Consider the following 21,471-nt stretch of genomic DNA (forward strand, 5'->3'; position numbering starts at 1 on the left):
TTATTTAAGCAAATATACCCTCGCCTCATATGGTCGAAGCAGCATCGCTCCCTTTACTTCCACATCCGTATCATGATAATTACTTATTAACAATTGGCTTGAGTTATAGGACAGTTCTTGTACAAGGTCCGTCTCTATCTCTTTCTCACTAAAGTTACAAATAACAACAAGTGTTTCTCCATCCAAAGTACGCTTATAGGCAAATATCTCTGGATGATTTTCCAACAGCAAATCATAGCTTCCATAAACGATAACTTCATGTTCTCTTCTTAACTCAATAAGCTTGTGATAATAATGATAGACAGAATCAGGGTCAGTGATTGCATCTTGGACATTTATCTTTTTATAATTGTTATTTACCTTTATCCAAGGTGTCCCTGTTGTGAATCCTGCATTTTCCGTATTATCCCACTGCATCGGTGTTCGGGAATTATCTCGGCCTTTTGCATAAATGCTTTCCATAATTTTTTCTACTGGCATTCCTTCTTTTAGTTGTTCCTGATAAAATTGATGAATTTCAATGTCTCGATAATCCTCTATGGAATCAAATTGAACATTGGTCATACCGATTTCTTCTCCTTGGTAAACATAAGGAGTTCCTTTCATCATATGTAGCAAGGTCGCCAACATTTTAGCAGATTCTACTCGTAAGGCACCGTCATTTCCAAAACGGGAAACAATTCTAGGCTGATCATGATTGTTGAAATACAGACTGTTCCATCCTTTATCCTCTAAAGCCTTTTGCCATTTCGTGAGATTTATCTTTAAATCAAGCAAATCAAGGGGTTTTAAATCCCATTTCCCATTTGGTCCATTATCCAATCCCATATGCTCAAATTGGAATACCATGTTCAATTCTTTATTTTCCTCTTTTGTATATATTTCAGCTAATTCTGGGGTAACACCAGGCATTTCCCCTACTGTCATTACATCATATTTGGATAGAACCTTGTTATTCATTTCTTGTAAATGCTCATGGATTCTCGGTCCATTTCGATAATATTTGCTTCCAGAAGCATATTTTTTCCCTGGCTTTGGTTCTCCATCGGGCAGTTCTTCTGGCTTGGAGATAAAGTTAATAACATCCATTCGAAAACCATCAATTCCTTTATCTAACCACCATTGCATCATTTCATAGATTTCATTACGAAGATTCGGATTTTCCCAATTTAAATCTGGCTGTTTTTTGGAGAAAAGATGCAAATAATATTCATCACTTTGTTCATCATATTGCCACGCAGAACCACCAAAATTGGAATACCAGTTATTTGGCTCTTTTCCATCTTTTCCTTTTCGCCAAATATAATAGTCCCTATAAGGATTTTCTTTTGATTTTTTTGCTTCTACAAACCATTTATGTTCATCTGAACTATGATTTACGACTAAATCCATGATTAATTTCATATCACGTCGATGAATTTCTTGAAGAAGTTCATCCCAATCTTTCATTGTTCCAAATTCGCGCATAATCGCTTGATAATTACTTATATCATAGCCATTGTCATCATTCGGTGATTCATAAACTGGCGATAGCCAAATAACATTTACGCCTAGATTTTTTAGGTAATCTAATTTAGAAATAATTCCTTGTAAATCACCAATCCCATCCCCATTACTGTCCATAAAGCTTCTCGGATATATTTGATAAACAACACTTTCTTTCCACCATCTTTTATTTTTATTCATGATAATATCTCCTTTTTATTCACTGCACATAAAATAAAACAACAGAAGATACCAATATGAGTCATTTCATTTGATATCTTCTGTTATCTAGTTTTCCCTTTATTGATTATTGTACTTTGCGTACTTTACCGAATAATAGTGTTAAAAGGAAAGGTACGATTATTACAATAGCCATTCCAATGAAGAATGATCCCCAATTTTCCGGGAAAATAGAAAGGAATGCTGGCAATCCTCCTACTCCGATCGAAGGTGCTTTTACTGCTTGAATGGAAATAAAGGCACCGGCAATTGCAGATCCGATTATGGCTGAAATGAAAGCAAAACGGAATCGTAAGTTTACCCCAAATAATGCTGGCTCTGTTACACCAAGATAAGCTGACACAGCTGATGTGATAGATAAACTCTTTAATTTTTCATCCTTTACTACAAACAACATCGCAAGGGCTGCTGAACCTTGAGCAATATTGGATAAAGCAACCATTGGCCATAAGAATGTTCCGCCAGTGCTTCCGATTAACTGTAAATCTACTGCTAAGAAAGTATGATGCATTCCAGTAATAACAAGTGGTGCATATAGACCACCATAAATTAATCCTCCTAAAATTGGAGCAAAATCAAAGATAGCTACAACACCATCTGTAATCAGGTTACCAATAAAGAATGTGATTGGCCCGATTGCAATGAAAGATACAAATCCTGTGATTAATAAGGCAACTGGCGCCACAAATAGCATTTGGAAGGAATCCGGAATTCTTTTTCTTAAGAAAATTTCTAATTTTGCTAATACATAAGATGCAATAAGTACTGGTAAAACTTGTCCTTGATAACCAACTTTCTCTACTTCTAATCCGAAAATATTCCATGTTGGAATTTCTTCAGCCGCTCCATATCCCCATGCATTTAATAAATCTGGATGAACAAGCATTAATCCTAGAACAATCCCTAATAAAGGACTGCCGCCAAATCGGTTCATTGCAGACCATCCGATTAATCCAGGTAAAAAAGTAAACGCTGTATTCGCAATTAAATTGATAATGCTAGCGATATCTGCCCACTGTGGATACGCTTGTACAACTGACTGATCGAAAAAGATACCTTCCCCAGTTAATACATTGTTAATCCCCATTAGTAAACCTGCTGTCACAATCGCAGGTAAAATTGGGATGAAAATATCAGCTAACATTTTTACAGCGCGCTGTAATGGGTTTAAATTTTGTTCAGAAGCTTTTTTTACGTCATCCTTTGAGCCTCCTGTTACTCCTGTTTGATTGATTAATTCTTTGTATACTTTCTCTACCGTACCAGGACCAATTACTACTTGGAACTGTCCATTCGTTGAAAATGAACCTTTAACCAAATCAATTGATTCCAGCTTCTCTTTATTTACTTTTCCCTCATCTACTAATGCAAATCTTAATCTTGTCACACAATGTGTTGCAGCCGAAATATTTTCTTTGCCGCCAATTGCTTCAATTATGTCGCTAACTTGCTGTCTATCGACGCTCATTCTATGTGTCCCCCTACTCTATGATAAAGATAAATTCTATTTTCTAATTATTAAAAGCGTTTTCACCAAATTGCCGAATCTTGTATATACAAGATATGTTTATAATAATATAGATGTATATACAAGTTGTCAATAGAAAAGTTTATACGTTTACAATTTCATTTTTTTCCTTTTTATTAGAAATACATTTCATTTTTCTAACAAACCTAGTAATCCATTCTGTCTGTTAAATATGCAAAAAAACGTACAGAAATCATAAAAATCTCAGGATATACTTTTGTATCGGCCACCTAAAACAAAAGCCAACTAATTATGCCAATTAACACAAGTAAAATGATGCTATATTTTATGGTGATATTAAATAATTTACTTTCTTGTCCTGAAAGTCCTACTGCAGCAGCTGCAACGGCAATAGACTGTGGAGAAATCATTTTTGCCATCGTACCGCCCATTACATTCACTGCAACCATTTTTTCAGAAATTATCCCAATTTGAGATGCTGTTACAGCTTGCAATGGTGCAAATAACGAACCACTATTTACAACCGAACCAGTTAAAAATACACCTAACCATCCTAAAACAGGCGAAAATAATGGGAAGATATTTCCTGTAGAGGCAAACGCCAAACCAAGTGTGGAAGACATACCCGAATAAGTACAAATATAGGCAAAAGCTAACACACTACAAATCGTTAATACAGGAGAAAATAATTCTTTTGCGGTTTCTCTCAATGTTTCTCCTAACAACTGTTTACTACATTTAAAAAGAAAGCATGCAACTATAATTGTTATGAGGATTGCCGTAGTTGTAGATGAAAATAAATCTAATTTAAATACTGCCGAGTATGGTGTTTCCACAGGAACAATAGGTGGTAACTTTATAACATTATTGTTTAAAAATGGAATCGGAAGTAAAAAAACCAGTTTTTCTAATGGGCCTCCCGGACTAAATAAATCTTTTACAATGGATAAATTAAATAGAGTAACAATAATTGTTAAAAAAATAAAAGGCAGCCACGCATAAGCAATGGAACCTAAAGAATAGCTCTTTTTTTGCGCTCCCTCTTCTTCTTTTATTCGATATATTTCTTTTGGCTGCCAGACTTGTAAAAATAATGCAAGAACTATCAAGCTGACAATCGCAGCAAAAATATCTGCTAAAGCTGCACCAACAAAGTAAAGCACCACTGCCTGTGTGAAAGCAAATGACATACTACTGACTAAAATAGCAGGAAAAGTTTGCTTAATTCCTTTCCATCCATCGATGATACCTATTAGTAAGAACGCAACAAGTATACTAATAGCAGGAATAACCATAGCTGTGTACCTACCGACCATTAAGCTATCTAGCCCTGTTAGTATAGAAGGGACGGTAACTGGGATTCCCATTGCTCCGAATGCACCACCAGCAATGTTTGCGATTAAACATAGACTTGCTGCATATACAGGGCTAAAGCCTAAACCTACTAAAATTGCAGCTGTAATAGCAACTGGAGCTCCAAAACCAGCAGCACCTTCTAAAAACGCTCCAAAAGAGAAAGCTACAATAATTACTTGTAATCGTTGGTCAGAGGTGATAAAAGAAATACTATTTTCAATTATTTTAAATTTTCCTGTTTTAACCGTTATTTTATAAAGGAAGATTGCTGCAAATACGATAGAAGCTACCGGCCATATACCAGCTATGATCCCATAAAAAGCTGCCATTAACACAAGGATTGTTGGCATCTTATAAAGAAAAATAGCTACTAGTGCAGCAATGACCATACTATATGCACCAGCAATATATCCTTTTAGTTTCATCACCGTCAACAATAAGATAAAGCATATGATAGGAATTGCAGCAACCAATGCTGAAATCCATAAATTATTTAATGGATGATATACTTGATTCCAAGGTGTCATTTTATTTTTTTCTCCTCCTACACGATTAACTGCAGTTGCAAGGAAACTAGAATTAATACTCTTTCTTAACATTTACATCTTCCTTCTTTTTCCCTTATCGCTGCCTAATTATTCGTTAAAACAAGCAAAAAGGACTGTTTCATATTTCCTAATTAGAAATATGAAACAGTCCTTGACGCATTTTATTATCCTCTAGTCCATTATTATATTTTGCTAAATTCTTATTGTTACTGCTCTATCTATTATTAATGAATAATCTCGCTTGCTTTTGCCTTTTCTGTCATTTTTTTCGTTCCATTTTCCAATGGCTTTTTTAAAAAGAGTGCAACAATGAAGGCAATCGCACTAAAAACAAGAAGCATACTAATTGAAAATAATACTGTTTCTTTCACCATTCCGCCTACTGTTTCTCTTAACAGGTTAATAGCATGTGTAAATGGCAGGAAAGGATTAATGGTCTGAAAAAAAGGTGGTGCAACTTGGATAGGAAAGGTACCACCAGAACCAGATAACTGCAACACAAGAAAAATAATCGCTAATCCTTTGCCAAGATTGCCAAAAACAGAAACCAATGTGTAAACAATGGTCATAAATATTATGCTAATAAACATGCTGAATAACACAAACGCAACTGGATTCGCTACATATGCCTTTAAAATAAATATATCTCCTAGTGTAACAATCAGACTCTGGCATAATCCGATTGTTACAAAGGTGAGCGATCTGCCAAAGTATATTTGATTAGACGTGTACATTCCTTCAGGATTTCGAACATCCACTCTTAATAAAGAAATAAGCAATAAGGCACCAACCCATAAACTTAAGGTTGTATAAAAAGGAGAATTCGCTGAACCGTAATTAGGAATTGGAAACAGAGAATTTTCATTTAGCACAATGGGATCAGATATAAAGTCACTCTCTTGCTGTATATCATTTTTCAACAATGAAATAATCTCACCTAGATCGTATTCGTCTTCAAAAGTCCGAATAGAATCTGCAGTTTTAGTCAATGTCTCTTCTAATTTTGGCAGTTCATTCTGTACCATATCTGCCGCTTTATGAACTGCATCTTCTACCTTGGGTAAATCAGTCTTAATAAAAGCTGCTACTTTAGAAATATCTTGTTCAGCTGCGGGAAGATCATCACGAACAAAGCCTGCTGCTGCATGAATCTTTTCCTTTAAAGCTGGAAAGGAATCTTTATAAAATTTTGCGGCGTCATTAATGCCTGCTACAACTTTATCCATATTATCCTGTATTAAGTTTGTCGCTTCATGAATCTCTTTTTCTATTGTAGGTAAATCAGCGTTAATCTTTGATAATTCTTCCTTTGCAAAAGTTAGTGACGCTTCTGTATTTTTAATTGTCTCTTCTAGCTTTGGTATATTCTCTTGTGCACTTTCTAAATCATTCATTGCATTTTGCGCAGAATCCTTTATCTCCTCTAAAGTACGATTAATTGCTGGTTCTGTTTGCTTATCATAACGATTTATTAGGGCAGTACTAAGCTCTATTGCTTCTTGTGATAATGCCATTAAAGTGCTTGCTTCTTCCTCATCATCTGCCTGAATCGTCTGAAGCTTCCCTTTTTCTTGCTGAAAATTTATTTGTAATGCTTGTAAGTCTTTTATTTCTGTTAAAAAAGCTTCATCTCCATTTGAAGTTGCACTGTTTAGAGTAGTAAATAATGAAATCGACCGTGTTAAACTATCGATGCTTGTTTGCACTTGTGCCTGTAAGTTTGAAACTTCTTCTTCTGTTAGTGCTCCTGAATTTACTGATGCTGCAAATTGATGAACAGCATCAGCCGTTTTTTGATAAAGTAGAAGATTTTGCTTATAAACAGGACCAACAGTATCAAGGGCTTGCCCATTTGCTTCCATAAACGATGGGAGTACATCTGCAATTTGCTTTCCATTATTTATCCCTTGCTCTAATGATTCACTTGCTGTTTCAAGAAATGATTGCATATCTTCTACATTCGATAATGCGCTTGTTACCATTTCACTAATATCAGTAAAATGAGCATCTATCTCCATTACTCCATCCGCTAGTTTTTGTATCTCTGGCGCTTTTTCCTGTAATAGAAGAATGCCTTCTCCTACCTTTTCTATCTCTGGAAGCTTCTCTTCTAATAACAGGATATTTTTACTGGCTTCATTAATCTCCTGAAAAGCAGCTTCTAATGCTAAGATTTTTTGCGCTTGTTTATTGATTTTCGGTAATTTACTTTCAAGCTTTACCACCTTTTCTCCCAGTTCATTTATTTTAGGAACTTCTTTTTCTAATGCAAAAATTTTCTCTTCTATATTTCGAATCGTCGGCAATTCTTCTTCCAGTTTAATTCCAGCGTCATTAAAAACACTCAAAACAGACTCACTTACGGTATGTATAAAGTTTTCTTTCACTTGTTGCACAATTGTAGAAGCACCAGTAGAAGTCATCTTTGGCGCTATTGCGTTTAGCTTTTCGTTTACACTATAGTCAATTTCAGGCTTTACTTGTTTGTCTTCTAAAATCGTTGCAATCTTAGCAGAAAAATCATGTGGTATGTGCAGGCTTGCATAATAATCTCCTTTTGTAACACCTTTCCTAGCCTTTTCAATGCTTACAAATTCCCAGCCAAGCTTATCATTTTCCTTTAGGCTCACAACAATTTCATCTCCAATATTTACGTTAGTATCACGAAGAATAGCCCCATCATCTTCATTTGTTACAGCAATTTTTATCCCACTTGTATTGGAATATGGATCCCACGAAGCCGCTAAATTAAACCACGCATAAAGTGATGGCAAGACCATTAAGGCAATAATTAAAAGCGCAGCAACAGGCGCATTAAAAATACGAACCCAATCATTTCGGTAAATAGTAAATACATTTTTCAAAAAAATCACCCTTTTTTAAACTTAGCTTTTGTTATTGTATGGAGATGTACAGAAATGCATTCATGGGTGCAAAGAGAGATGGTTTTTATGTAGAATGGTATTTTTTTCAATTTATGTAATTTAGATAGATTTCACTCTTAAATAGTGATATATTTCTTCTTGGCATAAGGAGGAATAGTCATATATGAAAAAACTAAAAGTATTATTGCCAATATTTATCTTGCTTCTATCTACTGTATTTGTATCACCTGCATCCGCTGCTAATAAGCTACAGGTACATTTTATTGATGTAGGGCAAGGAGATAGTATTTACATCAAGACTCCAAATGGAGACGATATTATCATCGATGGTGGGAATAGAGATGGAAGTGACGTCGTATCCTACCTGAAGAAACAGGGAGTAAAAGATATTGAGGTAATGATTGCCACACATCCTGACGCTGACCATATGGGTGGTTTAGACGAAGTATTAAAGGCATTTAAAGTAAAATCTATCTATGCTCCAAAAGTAAGCCACACAACACAAGTTTATAAAGATTTCTTGAGTTCTGTAAAAAAAGAAGGCGTAACCATTAAGACCGCTAAAAAAGGCGTTTCTATTCCATTAAAAGGGGTTTCAGCCAAATTTGTCGCTCCTGTAAAAACCTATAGTAAAAGTGATTTAAATGATTGGAGTGCTGTTCTACGTCTTGTCTATGGAAAAAAATCATTCCTGTTCACAGGAGATGCAGAGACTAAAGCAGAAACAGACATGATAAATTCCAAACAGACTTTAAAAGCCGATGTCCTTAAGGTTGGTCATCATGGAGCTAAGACTTCAACCAGCTCTGCCTTTTTAAAAGCAGTAAAACCATCTTACGCTGTAATCTCTGTAGGAAAGAATAGCTACGGCCATCCTACTTCTGATACATTAAAAAGATTAACTAGCAGTAAAGCAAAAGTATTCAGAACCGATAAACAAGGAACGATTATTGCCACTTCAGATGGAAAAACGATTAGTTTTAATACAAAACCAACTAGTACAAGCACAACCAAAAAACCTGCATCCAGCTATAAATTAACGGCAAAATTAGATAATACAAAACCAAAACAAAATAGTACGATTCGTTTAACGGTAAATGGAATCCCAAAAGGAACCTATAAAGCAGTATTCCGTTATAAGAGCACAACAACTACTTATAAAGGAACAATAGGCAAAGCATTGCCTGTAAAAATAGGTCGAGCTGCAAAAGGCTATAAAGTAGTCGTAGACATTTCAGCTAGCTATAATGGAAAGACATACAAAACCCAAACTTCATTTACACCGAAATAAGGAGAGAATCATGAAAGGGATTATTGACCGTTTCGAAGGAAATATCGCTGTCATCGAAATTAATGGAAAAACACAAGACTTTCCAAAAAGTATCCTACCAAAAAAAGCTGCTGTCGGAGATGTAGTAGAAATCACCGGCACCAAAGCGAAAATACTTAAAACTGAGACAGATAAACTTCGGAAAGAAATCGAAGACCTCATGAACGACGTCTGGGAAGATTGATAGAGGGACGGTTCTTTTACTTCCTTTTGGAAGCAAAAGAATCGTCTTTTTCTATATAATACAACTCCTCCCCTCCCCCTTTCATCCATTAAGAAACACCATTTCCAACATATCACTAATGAAACTTTTCACCATACTATCCGTAAGCATACTATCGAAAAAGACAGAGGTGATAAGCATTGGCAGTGAAAGTAACAAAACAAAACGACAACTTACAAATAAAATGGCAGCTAAGCACCATCGATATTCCCTTATTAGACATAACTGCGGTAGAAAATGATGAAACATATGCTGGAAAAGAAGTAACCGGAATAAGAATTGGTCTTCCCTATGGAAACTTGGACAGAGTTATCATACATACCAAAACAGATAATTATATTATTTTCACAAGCATCGGAAATTTGAAGAGCAAAATTTTAACATGGATAAGGGACCATTAAATTATCTTACATCACAAATTCGCCTGATTTGTGGTGTTTTTTGGTAATGGAAAAGCTTTGCTTTGAAGGAGCCTATTAATAGAAATACTCAATCCGTCTTTTGAAAAAACATACCTATCCCATTGCTCCATTTACTATAATGATAGTATAGTAAATTCAAATAATTCTATGAATACAATAAGGGAGCCAACCAATAGTGGAAAAAATAAAAAAAGTATCCATTCCTGATAACAGCAGAATCATCGTTATTTCTGATATCCATGGAGATATTGACCTTTTAAAGAAGCTAGTAAAGAAAGTGGATTATCACCAAGGAGATTACTTAGTCATAAACGGTGATATGTGCGAAAAAGGAGCTAATAGTAAAGAAGTAGTCCGATATATGATGGATTTATCTTTGAATCATCCAAATATCTATGTAACAGAGGGAAACTGCGATGCGTTGATAGAGGAGCTTTTGAATGAGAATCCTGCTCTATTAATATATCTTGCAAGGCAAAAATACTCTCTATTAAATGAGTGGTTAGAAGAACTAGATTTTGTTCTTACTGAGGTGACAACGGTTCAAGAAATCAAACAGCTACTAATGAAACATTTTACAAAAGAAATCAATTGGCTGATGAACCTACCAACTGCAATCGAAACAGAACAGTATATCTTTGTTCATGCAGGGTTAGAAGATATCGAGAATTGGCAGGAAACAGATCGCGATATTGCCCTTTCTACCCCATCTTTTTTCGAAAAGAACCATCAAGCAAATAAATACGTGGTCGTTGGACATTGGCCGGTAGTAAACTATTCAACAGACCTACCTTCTGATAATCCAATCATTGATGAGAACAAAAAAATAATCGCCATTGACGGTGGAAATATGGTAAAGCCAACTGGACAGCTAAATGCATTAATAATCAAAGATGATACATTTTCTTATACATATGTAGACTCTTTCCCTACTCGGACAGTGCTTCAAGACTTTCAGGCTGACACTTCTTGGGCTGGTTCTATTAATTATCCCTATTACTTTATTCAGCCACTAACAAAAAACGATTACTTCACACAATGCAAGCAGTTAGAGACAGATCGCGTCCTTTTTGTGAAAAACGAATACATTCATCCACTTAGCGATGACAAGTATCAAGCAAAAACCGACGTATCCTGTGCCCAATTAACCGTACAAAAAGGAGAGCAAGTGTCCATTGTTGATGATAGTTGCTCAGGATATACATTGATAAAAAAAGATGGCAAATTAGGATGGATAGCGAAAGAAAGTATATGACCTTAAGGGAACGGTTCTTTCGCTTCCCTTTTTTTGATTTTCAAATTTGGCAGGTTTCCGTATACTCCTGTACTCTGATTCAGGGGATAATCCCTTCGTTTAATTGAATACGATACGAATTAATGATATAGTTTAATCATAAAAAAAGACTATACAAATAAAATATTTAAGGGCGGAATTCATTTATGCTTGCAATTAGAGAACTTCCTTTCGAGGCTATTACTATTTATTCATCTAAAAGTTTTCATGGACTAGAAGTTTTATTTCGCATAAACAATTATGACTATCAATTTCTAATTGGGAAAGCCAATCATCTTTTTCCCATAAATGTAAAGCATAAATTTAAGGAAAAGGCTGTCTGTCCATTTTGCCAGAAAAAAATTTATGCTGCCCCACTTGGCCAACAGCTTTGTTTAGAATTTCAAAAAAACTTACCTGCCCTTTTGCAATATTTCCAAGAAGAATATCCAGATGCTTTTTAGCGGATACATAGGGATAGTTCGAGACCACTGAAAACAATGTTGGCAATTATTAAAACGAAACATAACATTTGGTTTCCGAGGCAATCCCTATGCAACTTCTTCTAAAATAACGTAAAAAAATCTCACAAAACACTAGTAAAATAAAAAATAATATTATAAGGTTATGAATATATGTAATTTTAACAATATTATAATAGAACTTTTCAGAACCGCCTCTTTCCTAATAATACCAACAGAAATCATTAGAACTGTCTCCATCATTCCTATAGCAACTTTCCAAAAATTCAATAGTTCGTTTTTTACCCTTCCATTCTCCAATTACACGACAAAAAAATTTTTTTTTCGTCAAAATCCGCACATTCTATTGAAATAGTTAAAAATAATATGTATAATTACCAATATCAATAGTTTGGCAGGTGATTTATCATCGATGCAAATGAAATGAAGAAATTTTTATCTCATGTCTACAATAAGATTTCTAAGGAATTATTTGGTGCTGGTACGACGTTACTGAAGGTGACAATTGATCAGAATGTTATTACGCTTCACGCAAAGCATCCTCGCGCGTCTCGCTCTGCCGCTCTGGAAGGAGAAGTACCGAGCCTTAAACTAGAGGTTGACTTTCATCTGTCCTTACTTTTTAAGAAAAAGCTAAAAGAACAACTAGAAGAAACGACAAATTGGAATATTGAAGCGATTCTTAGGGATTATGATTCTTTCACACAGCTTGCTTTTACAAACATTGTATTATCTAAAAATTAAACTTGGATTTCTTCTTGGATTTATCTAAGCAGAAGGCCGATATATACAAAGGATAAGTTTAATCTTTGTTTACAAAGAAAAGACAATCTTAAGTAGAAGGATAATTCTATTTAAGCTTGTCTTTTTTTATTAGGCTGTTTTCTAAAAGATTGTTGTTTTATCAATAGGAAAAAAGAATCAGTTGGAAACAATTAGCAGCCGGAATACACGTAGACTCCTGTGGGATTAGCGAGACAGTCTGAGACCCTGCAGGAGCGTATCGACGAAGCGGCTCAGCGCGAGCCCCACGGAAAGCAAAGTGTATTCCGGCTGCGGGCGATAGCGACAAACTTTAGAAAATAGCCTTTTATTATTATCAACGCTTGCAAGAAAGATAGTCTTTAAACCATTAACAAACAAAATCATTTGGAGGGTCCAAAAATGAAAATGAAAAAATTAGTTAGTGCAGTTGCAGCATCATCCTTCTTACTATTAGCCGCTTGTAGTTCAGACGACGCATCAAACGGCAGCAAAGAAAAAAAAGAAAAGCTTGTCGTTTCCACTTGGGGATTTAATGAAGACTTCTTCCGCAATGAAATTTATGCACCATTTGAAAAAGAAAATAATGTAGAAATCGTACTAGATACAGGTAATAATGCCGATCGCTTAAATAAAGTAAGACAAGGAAATTCAGACGTCGATGTCATTTTCCTATCAGACTACTATGCACAACAAGGAATTGAAGATAATTTATTTGAAACAATTGATCGCAGTAAACTTTCAAACCTAGACAATATTTATGAAGCAGCAAAAGCTCCACTTGGCGAAGAATATGGTCCAGCATACACAATCGCTCAGTTTGGAATTGCTTATAATCCTGATGAAGTAGCAAATCCGATTACTTCTTGGAAGGATCTATGGAGTGATGATTTAAAAGGAAAAATAACAATTCCTAGCATCACATCCACAACAGGTCCAATGATAGTGGATACAGCTTCTTTAGTTAGTGGGGAAGAAACATTTAACGAAGATAAAGCTTTTGAACAATTAAAGGCTCTAATGCCAAGTGTCGTCAAAGAATATGGACAAACATCTGAATTTGTAAATATGTTTGCTCAAGGTGAAATAGCTGCAGGTCCAATCATGGAAATGTATTTTGCTGATTTACAAGAAGCAGTGCCTAATGCAGAATTTGTTACGCCAGCTGAAGGCGGATATGCTGTTATGAATACGATGAACGTAGTGAAAGATACAGACCAAAAGGAACTTTCTGAAAAATTCATCAACTATATTTTAGGAAAAGAAGCGCAAAAAAAATCAGCAAAAAACAAAGTAGATTCACCTGTTAATACAGAAGTTGAATTAACAGAAGAAGAAGCGGAAGGTTTAACATATGGCCAAGATGTTATTGCAAGCTTACACACATTAGATATGAAATTTATCAATGATAACTTAAAAGGTTGGATCGATCGCTGGAATCGTGAGCTAGTTCAATAATAGAAAAGAGGGTCATCATGAAAGAGAAGCTAATATTGGATGTAGACACTGGCATTGATGATGCAATTGGTATTCTACTAGCAGTAAAGAGCAACGCATTTGATATTTTGGGGATTACAACCGTTAACGGAAATGTCTCCTTAGACCAAGCAACTAAAAATACATGCAAAATATTAGATTTAGTAAAAGCAGATTATATCCCAGTCATAAAAGGTGCGTCCACTCCCCTACTTCGGAAACCGTTCTTTGAACACCGCATTCACGGGGAAGATGGTTTAGGCGGCGCCTTAAAGTCAGAAGCTATTACTCACCCGGTGAGTGATGGCTTTGCTCCTGACTTTTTGATTAATTCTATTCTTAGCTTTTCTGGCGAGGTAACATTAGTGTTCACTGGACCATTAACGAATTTAGCACTAGCAGTGAAAAAATGCCCGCAAATTACAAATCACGTAAAAGAAGTTATTTTCATGGGGGGCGTAGTAAAAGGATCAGGTAATGTTACCCCAACCGCTGAATTTAACACCTATGTTGATCCAGAAGCGGCCAAAATCGTCTTACATGCAGGCTTCCCTTCTATCACTCAGGTTGGCTTGGATGTAACAAGAAAAGCATTATTGACGAAAAATCATCTTGATTTAATTACCGATAAAATATTAGCAGATTATATTGCTACAAGCACAAATGACTATCAGCAGAAATATTTTAATCGCTACGGAGTTCATGCTTGTGCGATGCATGATCCACTAGCAGTTGGAATTGCCTTAAATAAAGGGATAGTAGAAACCGAAAAGTATTTCGTCGATATTGAAACGAGAAGCGAATTATGTGATGGTCAGCTCGTTTGTGACTTTCAAAATCGCCTAAATAAAAAAGCAAATTTATATGTTTCCTTAAAAGTGGATGATCAAGCCTTTTTCCAAATGTTTATCGACATTTTAAATGGTCACTTTTTAGGAAAGGGAGTGACGTCTTGAAGAAACGATATTTATATTTACTCTTACTACCCGGTGTATTATTTTTAACGATATTTTTAGTGATTCCAATCCTTTCGATGATTGGGACAACATTCAATAACCAAGGAACCTTTAGCCTACAAGGATATATCAATTTTTTTAAGGATAAATACTTTATCGATATCCTTCTTACTACTTTGCGAGTAAGTTTACTCACTACCTTTATCTGTATTTTGATTGGCTTTCCCGTTTCCTATTATATTGCCAAGCTTCCTAGCAAAAGAAAAGCCATCCTCTTGTTGTTTACGATTTTCCCATTGCTGACAAGCCCTGTCGTCCGCTCGTTTAGTTGGATGATTATCATTGGGAAAAATGGCGTGTTAAATAAAACATTGTTGAGCCTAGGCATTATTCAAGAGCCGCTAAACCTTTTATATACGCCAAATGCCATTATTATCGGATTAGTTCACCTCTTTCTTCCATTAATTATCGTAACACTCGTTGGCGTTATGGAGAATATCGACAATGACTTATTGCGTGCAGCAGAAAGCCTTGGTGCTTCAAAAATCGCGTCATTTATGAAAATCATTGTGCCATTATGTGTTCCAGGCCTTGTTATTGGGAGTATTTTAGTGTTTGTGGGAAGCTTTACCGCGTATACAACACCAGCCTTACTAGGTGGCAAACAACGGGTTATTTCCACTTTTCTTTATCAAAATGCGATTACACTAAATGATTGGAAGCTTGCCTCTATTGTGGCAACGATTATGATTCTTGTTACCTTTATCATTATTTCCATCATGAACGGTGTTGCAAAAAAACTAAATCCAAAGGGGTAAACGTGTATGCAAGAGAAACATAGAGGATTGGCCCTGTTTACGATCCTCGTTTTTATTTTTCTATTAGGGCCGCTTGTAATAATATCCATTACCTCTTTTGAGAGCGGAAGTATTCTGAAGTTTCCTCCAGAAGAGTATTCCTTTAGATGGTATGAAAATATTTTTAAAGTCGAGATGTTTTTAAGTACGTTTAAGACATCCATTATCGTATCTATCGCAGGGAACATTTTAGCATTATTGCTTGGCGTCCCGGCAGCTTATGCACTTAGCCGGTTTAACTTCGCTGGCAAGGGAATCATCAATGCTATCTTTGTTTCTCCGATTCTTATTCCAGGAATTGTTCTAGGTTTTTCCTTTTTACGCTATATTGTCGTGACCTACAACCTTCCTATTTATTTATCCCTATTTATTGGTCATACGATCATCATGCTGCCATTCATTATTCGTGTGATTTCTTCTAGTCTTGCAAACTTTGATTTTTCCATAGAAGAAGCAGCACTCAGCCTTGGTGCAAATCGAATCGGGACATTCTTTAGCATAGTATTGCCGAATATTAAGTCAGGCATTATTGCAGCAGTCATGATTGCCTTTTTAGAGTCCTTCAATAATGTCGATATTTCTGTTTATATGACCGGACCCGGTGTAAGTACGTTCCCTATTCAAATGCTGCTATATGTAGAGAATTATTTTGATCCTACAGTTGCAGCCATCTCTGTTCTATTAATGTTCCTTACTGCCATCTTTATGTTTGTAGTTGAAAGATTAATGGGATTGTCTTATTTCACGAAAAGTTAATGGAGGATAAAAATGGCTTTATTTACTTTAGAAAATGTATCTGTCGCTTATGAGAAGAAAAATATATTAGAAGATTTTAATTTAAGCATTGAAAAAGGGCAGCTTGTTTCTTTATTAGGTCCGAGTGGCTGTGGAAAAACAACGACACTGCGCTTGATTGCGGGATTTTTAGAAGCAAGCAAAGGTAATTTTATCTTTCAAGATAAAGATTATACAAAAGTTCCTGTGAATAAACGGAACTTCGGCTTTGTTTTTCAAAACTATGCACTATTCCCCCATCTTTCCATCTTTGACAATATTGCTTTCGGATTGCGTTTACGGAAAGTTGGCAAAAAGGAAATCGAGAAACGTGTTCTAAATATGCTGGAAATTGTCAATCTAAGAGGATTTGAACAGCGATTTCCTAGCGAGCTATCTGGAGGTCAGAGACAGCGTGTTGCGATTGCGAGAGCTTTAGTAATTGAACCAGACATTCTATTATTCGATGAACCGTTAAGTAATCTAGATGCAAACCTGAGAGTCAATATGCGAGTTGAGATTCGCAGAATTCAGCAGGAACTAGGGATTACAACTGTCTATGTATCCCATGACCAAGAGGAATGCTTCTCCATATCGGATCAGGTTGCGATTATGAACAAAGGTATTATTGAACAGCTAAGCGATCCTGCGACTATTTATAAGTATCCAGAAACGAAATTCGTCGCTGACTTTATTGGATTTAAAAACTTTATTACTTTTGATAAACGTACCGATCACAAGGATTATATCGAACTTGAAAAAGCTGGATTAGTATTTACGATTGATCGCCATGCCCATATGGAAAATCCTAATAAAAAAGTCGGTGCCATTCGTCCAGACGATTTTATGATGGAGCCAAGCACAACATCTATTCCAAAGAACGGGATAAATGGAACGATCAAGATTACAACATTCCTCGGCAGAAGCTATCAATATGTGGTTCAAACCGCGCTAGGTGATTTTACGATCAATAAAGAAATGGTTCAGCCATTCAAAAACGGACAAGAAGTAACGGTAATTATTCCAAAGGATCAAATGGTGCTTGTGGAATAGAGGAGGGTTTGTCGTGCAAGTAGATACACTTGTTTTAAATGGAACGGTTTTTAATAGTTATTTTAAGCAATTTAGAAAAGAAAATATCGCCATCAAGGATGGGAAATTCTTTTATATCGGGAAAAAAGGACAAGAATTTTTCCAAGCAAGTGAAATGGTTGACGCTACTGGAAAATATATCGTACCAGGCTTAATTGATATTCACTTGCATATCGAAAGTACGATGGTGACACCAACAACTTTTTCCTATGCTTTAATCAAAAACGGGGTAACAACGATTGTTCCTGAACCCCATGAAATGGCCAATGTATTTGGCATAGCCGGTGTAAAAGAAATGATAAAAGCAAGTAAAAATGAAGTAGTCGATATGTTTTATGGCATTCCAAGCTCCGTTCCTGCAACTTCCATGGAAACAACAGGCGGCGCGATTGAGATAGAAGATATTAAAGAATTAATGCAGACAGAGTCTATTAAATGCTTAGGCGAAATCATGAATTACTATGACGTCCTTGCCAAACCTGATTGCAAAACGAATCAAATTTTAGAGTTTGTCCGCAAAAACTATCCTGAACTAATTATTGAAGGGCATGTGCCAAAGCTGTTGGATGACGAATTACAAGGAATCGCATTTGCTGGAGTCGGCTCCGACCATACACATCAAACCGTTGAAGGAATGAAGGAAAGAATCGCGATTGGCATGTTTTTAGAAATCCAAGAGAAATCGATGACACCAGAAGTAATCGATTATTTAATCGAACATCCAGTAAAAGAACATTTTTGTTTTGTGACAGATGATGTAATGGCAGATTCTCTTCAGAGAAGAGGCCATTTAAATGTACTGCTAAAGAAGGCTATTTCAATGGGCATGTCTTATGAGGATGCGATTTATGCATGTACTTATACCCCTGCCAAGCGAATGAGAATGTATGACAGAGGTGTTATCGCACCAAGTAAAATTGCTGATTTTGTGATAGTTAGTAATTTGGATGACTTTTTCATTGATGCTGTGTATAAAGATGGCAAAAAGGTATTTGATCATGAGCTACCATATGTGCAGAACGCTGTCTCGAAACTATTCCCTCCATCCTTCTATGAAAGTGTGAAGCTATCTCCATTAAGCGCTGAAGAATTTGAAGTTTCTATGGACGCGGAGAAAAACAATGTAACCGTTCGTACTATTCATGTGCAAAACGGCTCGACTTTTACAGAAGAACGACAAGACACATTATCTATCGTTGCAGGCAGATTACAATGGGTGGACAGTCCCTATTGTTTAGTTAAAACATTTGAACGCTATCAAAAAAATCAAAATAAAGCACATGGCCTAATTGGCGGAGACATCCTAAAAAGAGGCGCTGTCGCAACCACCTACTCCCATGACAATCATAACCTATTAGTCGTTGGGAAAAATAAAGAAGACATGCAGCTCGCTGCAAATGAAGTCATTAAAAACCAAGGCGGCATCTGTTGCGTGCATAATGGAGAAATCCTTTCTATGGTGCCATTACCTGTCGGTGGTATCCTATCCGAAGAACCTTTAGAAGTGATCGCTGCTCAAGTAGAAGAATTAACAACCGCGTTAAAATCACTAGGCTATGAACATTACAATGTCATCATGTCCTTAAGCACCCTGTCACTACCAGTAAGCCCAGCCTTAAAGATAACAGACTTCGGGTTAATTGCAGTCAATGAAGGAAAAGTCATTTCATTCGAAGTGTAGGGACGAACGGTTAGAGTTAGCTAAAACACTTCGAAGTAAAATTAGTTATATGAAAATCAATTTTTATCTGCTTCAAAAAACGAGGACAGCGTGTTTAATCAGCGACGCATGTCCTCGTTTCTATTTAAAATGAATTTACACGCCTCATAAACCATTTCTATATAAAACTACTAAAATACGACTAAATCTGTTTTTTCATCCAAACCTTCATTTCGCCTTTGCCACGATTTCCCCACATAAAATAGGGAATAGCAGTCAATGTAGCTTCTTCTAAATACGGTCTCTTAAACGAATATAAATCAGATGAATGATTTTGTAGACGCGAGCCAGTCAATTGCAAATAAACTGCATCATTTAAAAGATTACTATTTTCGACTTCTTTTATGGACGTGTCTCCAATAAATACAGTAGATAAGTTATTTCCATTGTCCACTTCTTCAAAACAGTAAACTAAAGGTCCACGAATGATTGCCACTTTTCCAGTGTTTTCTTCAACCTTTGTATGGGCATAAATCTCTTTTGCCTTTGTAGGGAAAAGTATATTTACTTGATCCCCTTTCTCCCAGTTGCGGTTTATAATCAAATAGCCATTGGAAACTGTCTCCTCTCCCGCAACATTTTCCCCATTTATGCTTACAGTAAATTCTCCTTCTGCCCAACCAGGGATTCGAAATGCGATATCCCCATCAACAGAAGCAGATGGATTTACCTTAAAGGCTATAGCCCCATCCCATGGATACATCGTCTCTTGCACAAATTCTACTTCCTGCCCATTCCAGTCAAGTTTTGCAATAGAATCACCGTATAAATTCACATAAATTGTCTTCCCTTTTTGTGTATAATAATACTCTCCAATAGAACCGATTAAACGTGCTAAATTCGGTGGACAGCATGCACAGTTAAACCATTTTTGCCGTACAGGTAGCACATGCTTATGATCTTTACGCTGGCAAGCACTCTCTCCATTAACCTCCAATGGATTTACATAGAAGAAGCGTTCTCCTTTAATGTCCATTCCACATAAGGAACCATTATAGACGGCATTTTCCAAAATATCGGCATACTCTCCTTTTGGCTCCAATTGTAGCATCCGTTTCGCCCAAAAGGCTAAACCAATAGAGGCGCAGGTTTCGTTATAAGTAGTATCATTTGGTAGATCAAATGCACCAGCAAATGCTTCGCCCCACGCACTAGCACCAATTCCACCATTGACAAATAGCTTTTCGCGAGCAACAGAATGCCAGAGGTTTTCTGCCGCAGCTTTTAGGGTTGAATCATTATTTAATTCCGCCAAATCAGCAACTGCAGCATATAAATACATTGCTCGTACTGCATGACCAACTGCCTCTTTTTGTTCACGTACAGGAATATGTGATTGCGAATAACCATAATCGCCGTTCCACCATCCCTGTGGTTCACGACCGAATCGCTTTGCTTCCTCTTCAAAATAATGTGGTTGTTTTCCTCTCTCATCCACGAAGAACGTAGCAAGATTTAAATAACGCTCTTCTTTCGTCACTAGAAATAATCGAACTAGCGCTAACTCAATCTCCTCATGTCCAGGATATCCCTTTATTTTTCCTTCTTCTGGACCGAAAACAGAATCGATATAATCAGCAAATTTACAGGCAATTTGCAGCAACTCCGATTTTCCCGTACTCTCATAGTACGCTACAGCTGCTTCTATTAAATGTCCTGCACAATACAATTCATGGTTGTCCCGGACATTTGTCCATCGCTGATCTAAGCCTTCTTTCACTTGGTAATATGTGTGTAAATACCCATCCTCGTTTTGCGCCCTGCCTAAAAGAGAAATTACACCATCTGCGTCTTTTTCCAATTGTGAATTTGGGTGGCTTTGCAAGCTATACGCTACAGCTTCCAACCATTTGTATAAATCAGAATCTTGAAATACCATTCCATAGTATTCTGCATCCAATTCTCCAGCAGCAATTTGGAAGTTTTCAATTGCATGACTAGGCTCAGTATCAGGGAGTTGGTCATTCAAAGCTTTCCATTGATAAGGGATAACGCTATTTGCTACTACATCTTGATAGTGCTTCCAAAAGGATCCGGTCATTTTTACATTTTGCATGCTCAATTCTCCTATTCATTATATGGTAATTACTAATAAGTCTCT

General features: G+C 36.2%; 16 protein-coding genes and 1 pseudogene. 12 read left to right on the top strand and 5 right to left on the bottom strand.

The features are described from left to right. The 4 genes from RTL21_RS02700 to RTL21_RS02715 all read right to left on the bottom strand — a co-directional run bounded on the left by RTL21_RS02700 (position 1) and on the right by RTL21_RS02715 (position 7,982). Positions 1-1,686, bottom strand: coding sequence for a glycoside hydrolase family 13 protein (locus tag RTL21_RS02700; RefSeq protein WP_312093064.1), 1,686 nt, complete (start codon positions 1,684-1,686; stop codon positions 1-3). Between the two features lie 106 nt (positions 1,687-1,792). Continuing rightward, positions 1,793-3,193 (bottom strand): PTS system trehalose-specific EIIBC component, encoded by a 1,401-nt coding sequence (treP, locus tag RTL21_RS02705; protein ID WP_312093066.1) that lies wholly within the window; start codon positions 3,191-3,193, stop codon positions 1,793-1,795. A 290-nt stretch (positions 3,194-3,483) separates the two neighbouring features. Further along, entirely contained in the window at positions 3,484-5,097 is a 1,614-nt protein-coding gene (locus RTL21_RS02710) for a lactate permease LctP family transporter (protein WP_312093156.1), read from the bottom strand. A 245-nt stretch (positions 5,098-5,342) separates the two neighbouring features. Continuing rightward, positions 5,343-7,982 carry a YhgE/Pip family protein gene (locus RTL21_RS02715; RefSeq protein WP_312093068.1) on the bottom strand — a complete coding sequence of 880 codons (2,640 nt, stop codon included), beginning with the start codon at positions 7,980-7,982 and terminating at the stop codon, positions 5,343-5,345. 184 nt (positions 7,983-8,166) lie between these two features. On the opposite strand from RTL21_RS02715, the pseudogene RTL21_RS02720 reads away from it, so the two are divergent. From RTL21_RS02720 to RTL21_RS02775, 12 genes and pseudogenes are all read left to right on the top strand, one after another. Then, a pseudogene (locus RTL21_RS02720) lies at positions 8,167-8,991 on the top strand (ComEC/Rec2 family competence protein); the annotation flags it as partial. A gap of 313 nt (positions 8,992-9,304) precedes the next feature. Then, positions 9,305-9,517, top strand: a complete 213-nt coding sequence (locus RTL21_RS02725) for a DUF3006 domain-containing protein (RefSeq protein ID WP_396954414.1) — start codon at positions 9,305-9,307, stop codon at positions 9,515-9,517. Positions 9,518-9,702: 185 nt separating this feature from the next. Then, positions 9,703-9,957 carry a SunI/YnzG family protein gene (locus RTL21_RS02730; RefSeq protein WP_312093160.1) on the top strand — a complete coding sequence of 85 codons (255 nt, stop codon included), beginning with the start codon at positions 9,703-9,705 and terminating at the stop codon, positions 9,955-9,957. A 196-nt stretch (positions 9,958-10,153) separates the two neighbouring features. Next, entirely contained in the window at positions 10,154-11,233 is a 1,080-nt protein-coding gene (locus RTL21_RS02735; protein WP_312093070.1) for a metallophosphoesterase, read from the top strand. A 185-nt stretch (positions 11,234-11,418) separates the two neighbouring features. Next, positions 11,419-11,715: a hypothetical protein gene (locus RTL21_RS02740; RefSeq protein ID WP_312093072.1), complete on the top strand. Its 297-nt coding sequence runs from the start codon at positions 11,419-11,421 to the stop codon at positions 11,713-11,715. A gap of 441 nt (positions 11,716-12,156) precedes the next feature. Next, positions 12,157-12,477 carry a DUF2294 domain-containing protein gene (locus RTL21_RS02745; RefSeq protein WP_312093074.1) on the top strand — a complete coding sequence of 107 codons (321 nt, stop codon included), beginning with the start codon at positions 12,157-12,159 and terminating at the stop codon, positions 12,475-12,477. 426 nt (positions 12,478-12,903) lie between these two features. Further along, positions 12,904-13,953 (top strand): ABC transporter substrate-binding protein, encoded by a 1,050-nt coding sequence (locus tag RTL21_RS02750; protein WP_312093161.1) that lies wholly within the window; start codon positions 12,904-12,906, stop codon positions 13,951-13,953. Between the two features lie 17 nt (positions 13,954-13,970). Beyond that, positions 13,971-14,927: a nucleoside hydrolase gene (locus RTL21_RS02755; RefSeq protein WP_312093076.1), complete on the top strand. Its 957-nt coding sequence runs from the start codon at positions 13,971-13,973 to the stop codon at positions 14,925-14,927. Beyond that, positions 14,924-15,745, top strand: a complete 822-nt coding sequence (locus tag RTL21_RS02760) for an ABC transporter permease (protein ID WP_312093078.1) — start codon at positions 14,924-14,926, stop codon at positions 15,743-15,745. Before RTL21_RS02755 ends, RTL21_RS02760 begins: the two co-directional genes overlap by 4 nt. Positions 15,746-15,751: 6 nt before the next feature. Continuing rightward, entirely contained in the window at positions 15,752-16,540 is a 789-nt protein-coding gene (locus tag RTL21_RS02765) for an ABC transporter permease (RefSeq protein ID WP_312093080.1), read from the top strand. Positions 16,541-16,552: 12 nt separating this feature from the next. After that, positions 16,553-17,611 (top strand): ABC transporter ATP-binding protein, encoded by a 1,059-nt coding sequence (locus tag RTL21_RS02770; RefSeq protein ID WP_312093081.1) that lies wholly within the window; start codon positions 16,553-16,555, stop codon positions 17,609-17,611. Between the two features lie 13 nt (positions 17,612-17,624). After that, entirely contained in the window at positions 17,625-19,331 is a 1,707-nt protein-coding gene (locus RTL21_RS02775) for an adenine deaminase C-terminal domain-containing protein (RefSeq protein ID WP_312093082.1), read from the top strand. 181 nt (positions 19,332-19,512) lie between these two features. On the opposite strand, the gene RTL21_RS02780 is transcribed toward RTL21_RS02775, so the two are convergent. Next, the gene (locus RTL21_RS02780) at positions 19,513-21,426 is read right to left on the bottom strand and encodes a glycoside hydrolase family 127 protein (protein ID WP_312093084.1); all 1,914 of its coding nucleotides are present in this window, start codon (positions 21,424-21,426) and stop codon (positions 19,513-19,515) included. Between the last annotated feature and the right edge of the window lie 45 nt (positions 21,427-21,471).

Source organism: Niallia sp. (assembly GCF_031978665.1).
In the GTDB taxonomy this organism is placed as follows: Bacteria; Bacillota; Bacilli; order Bacillales; family Cytobacillaceae; genus Niallia.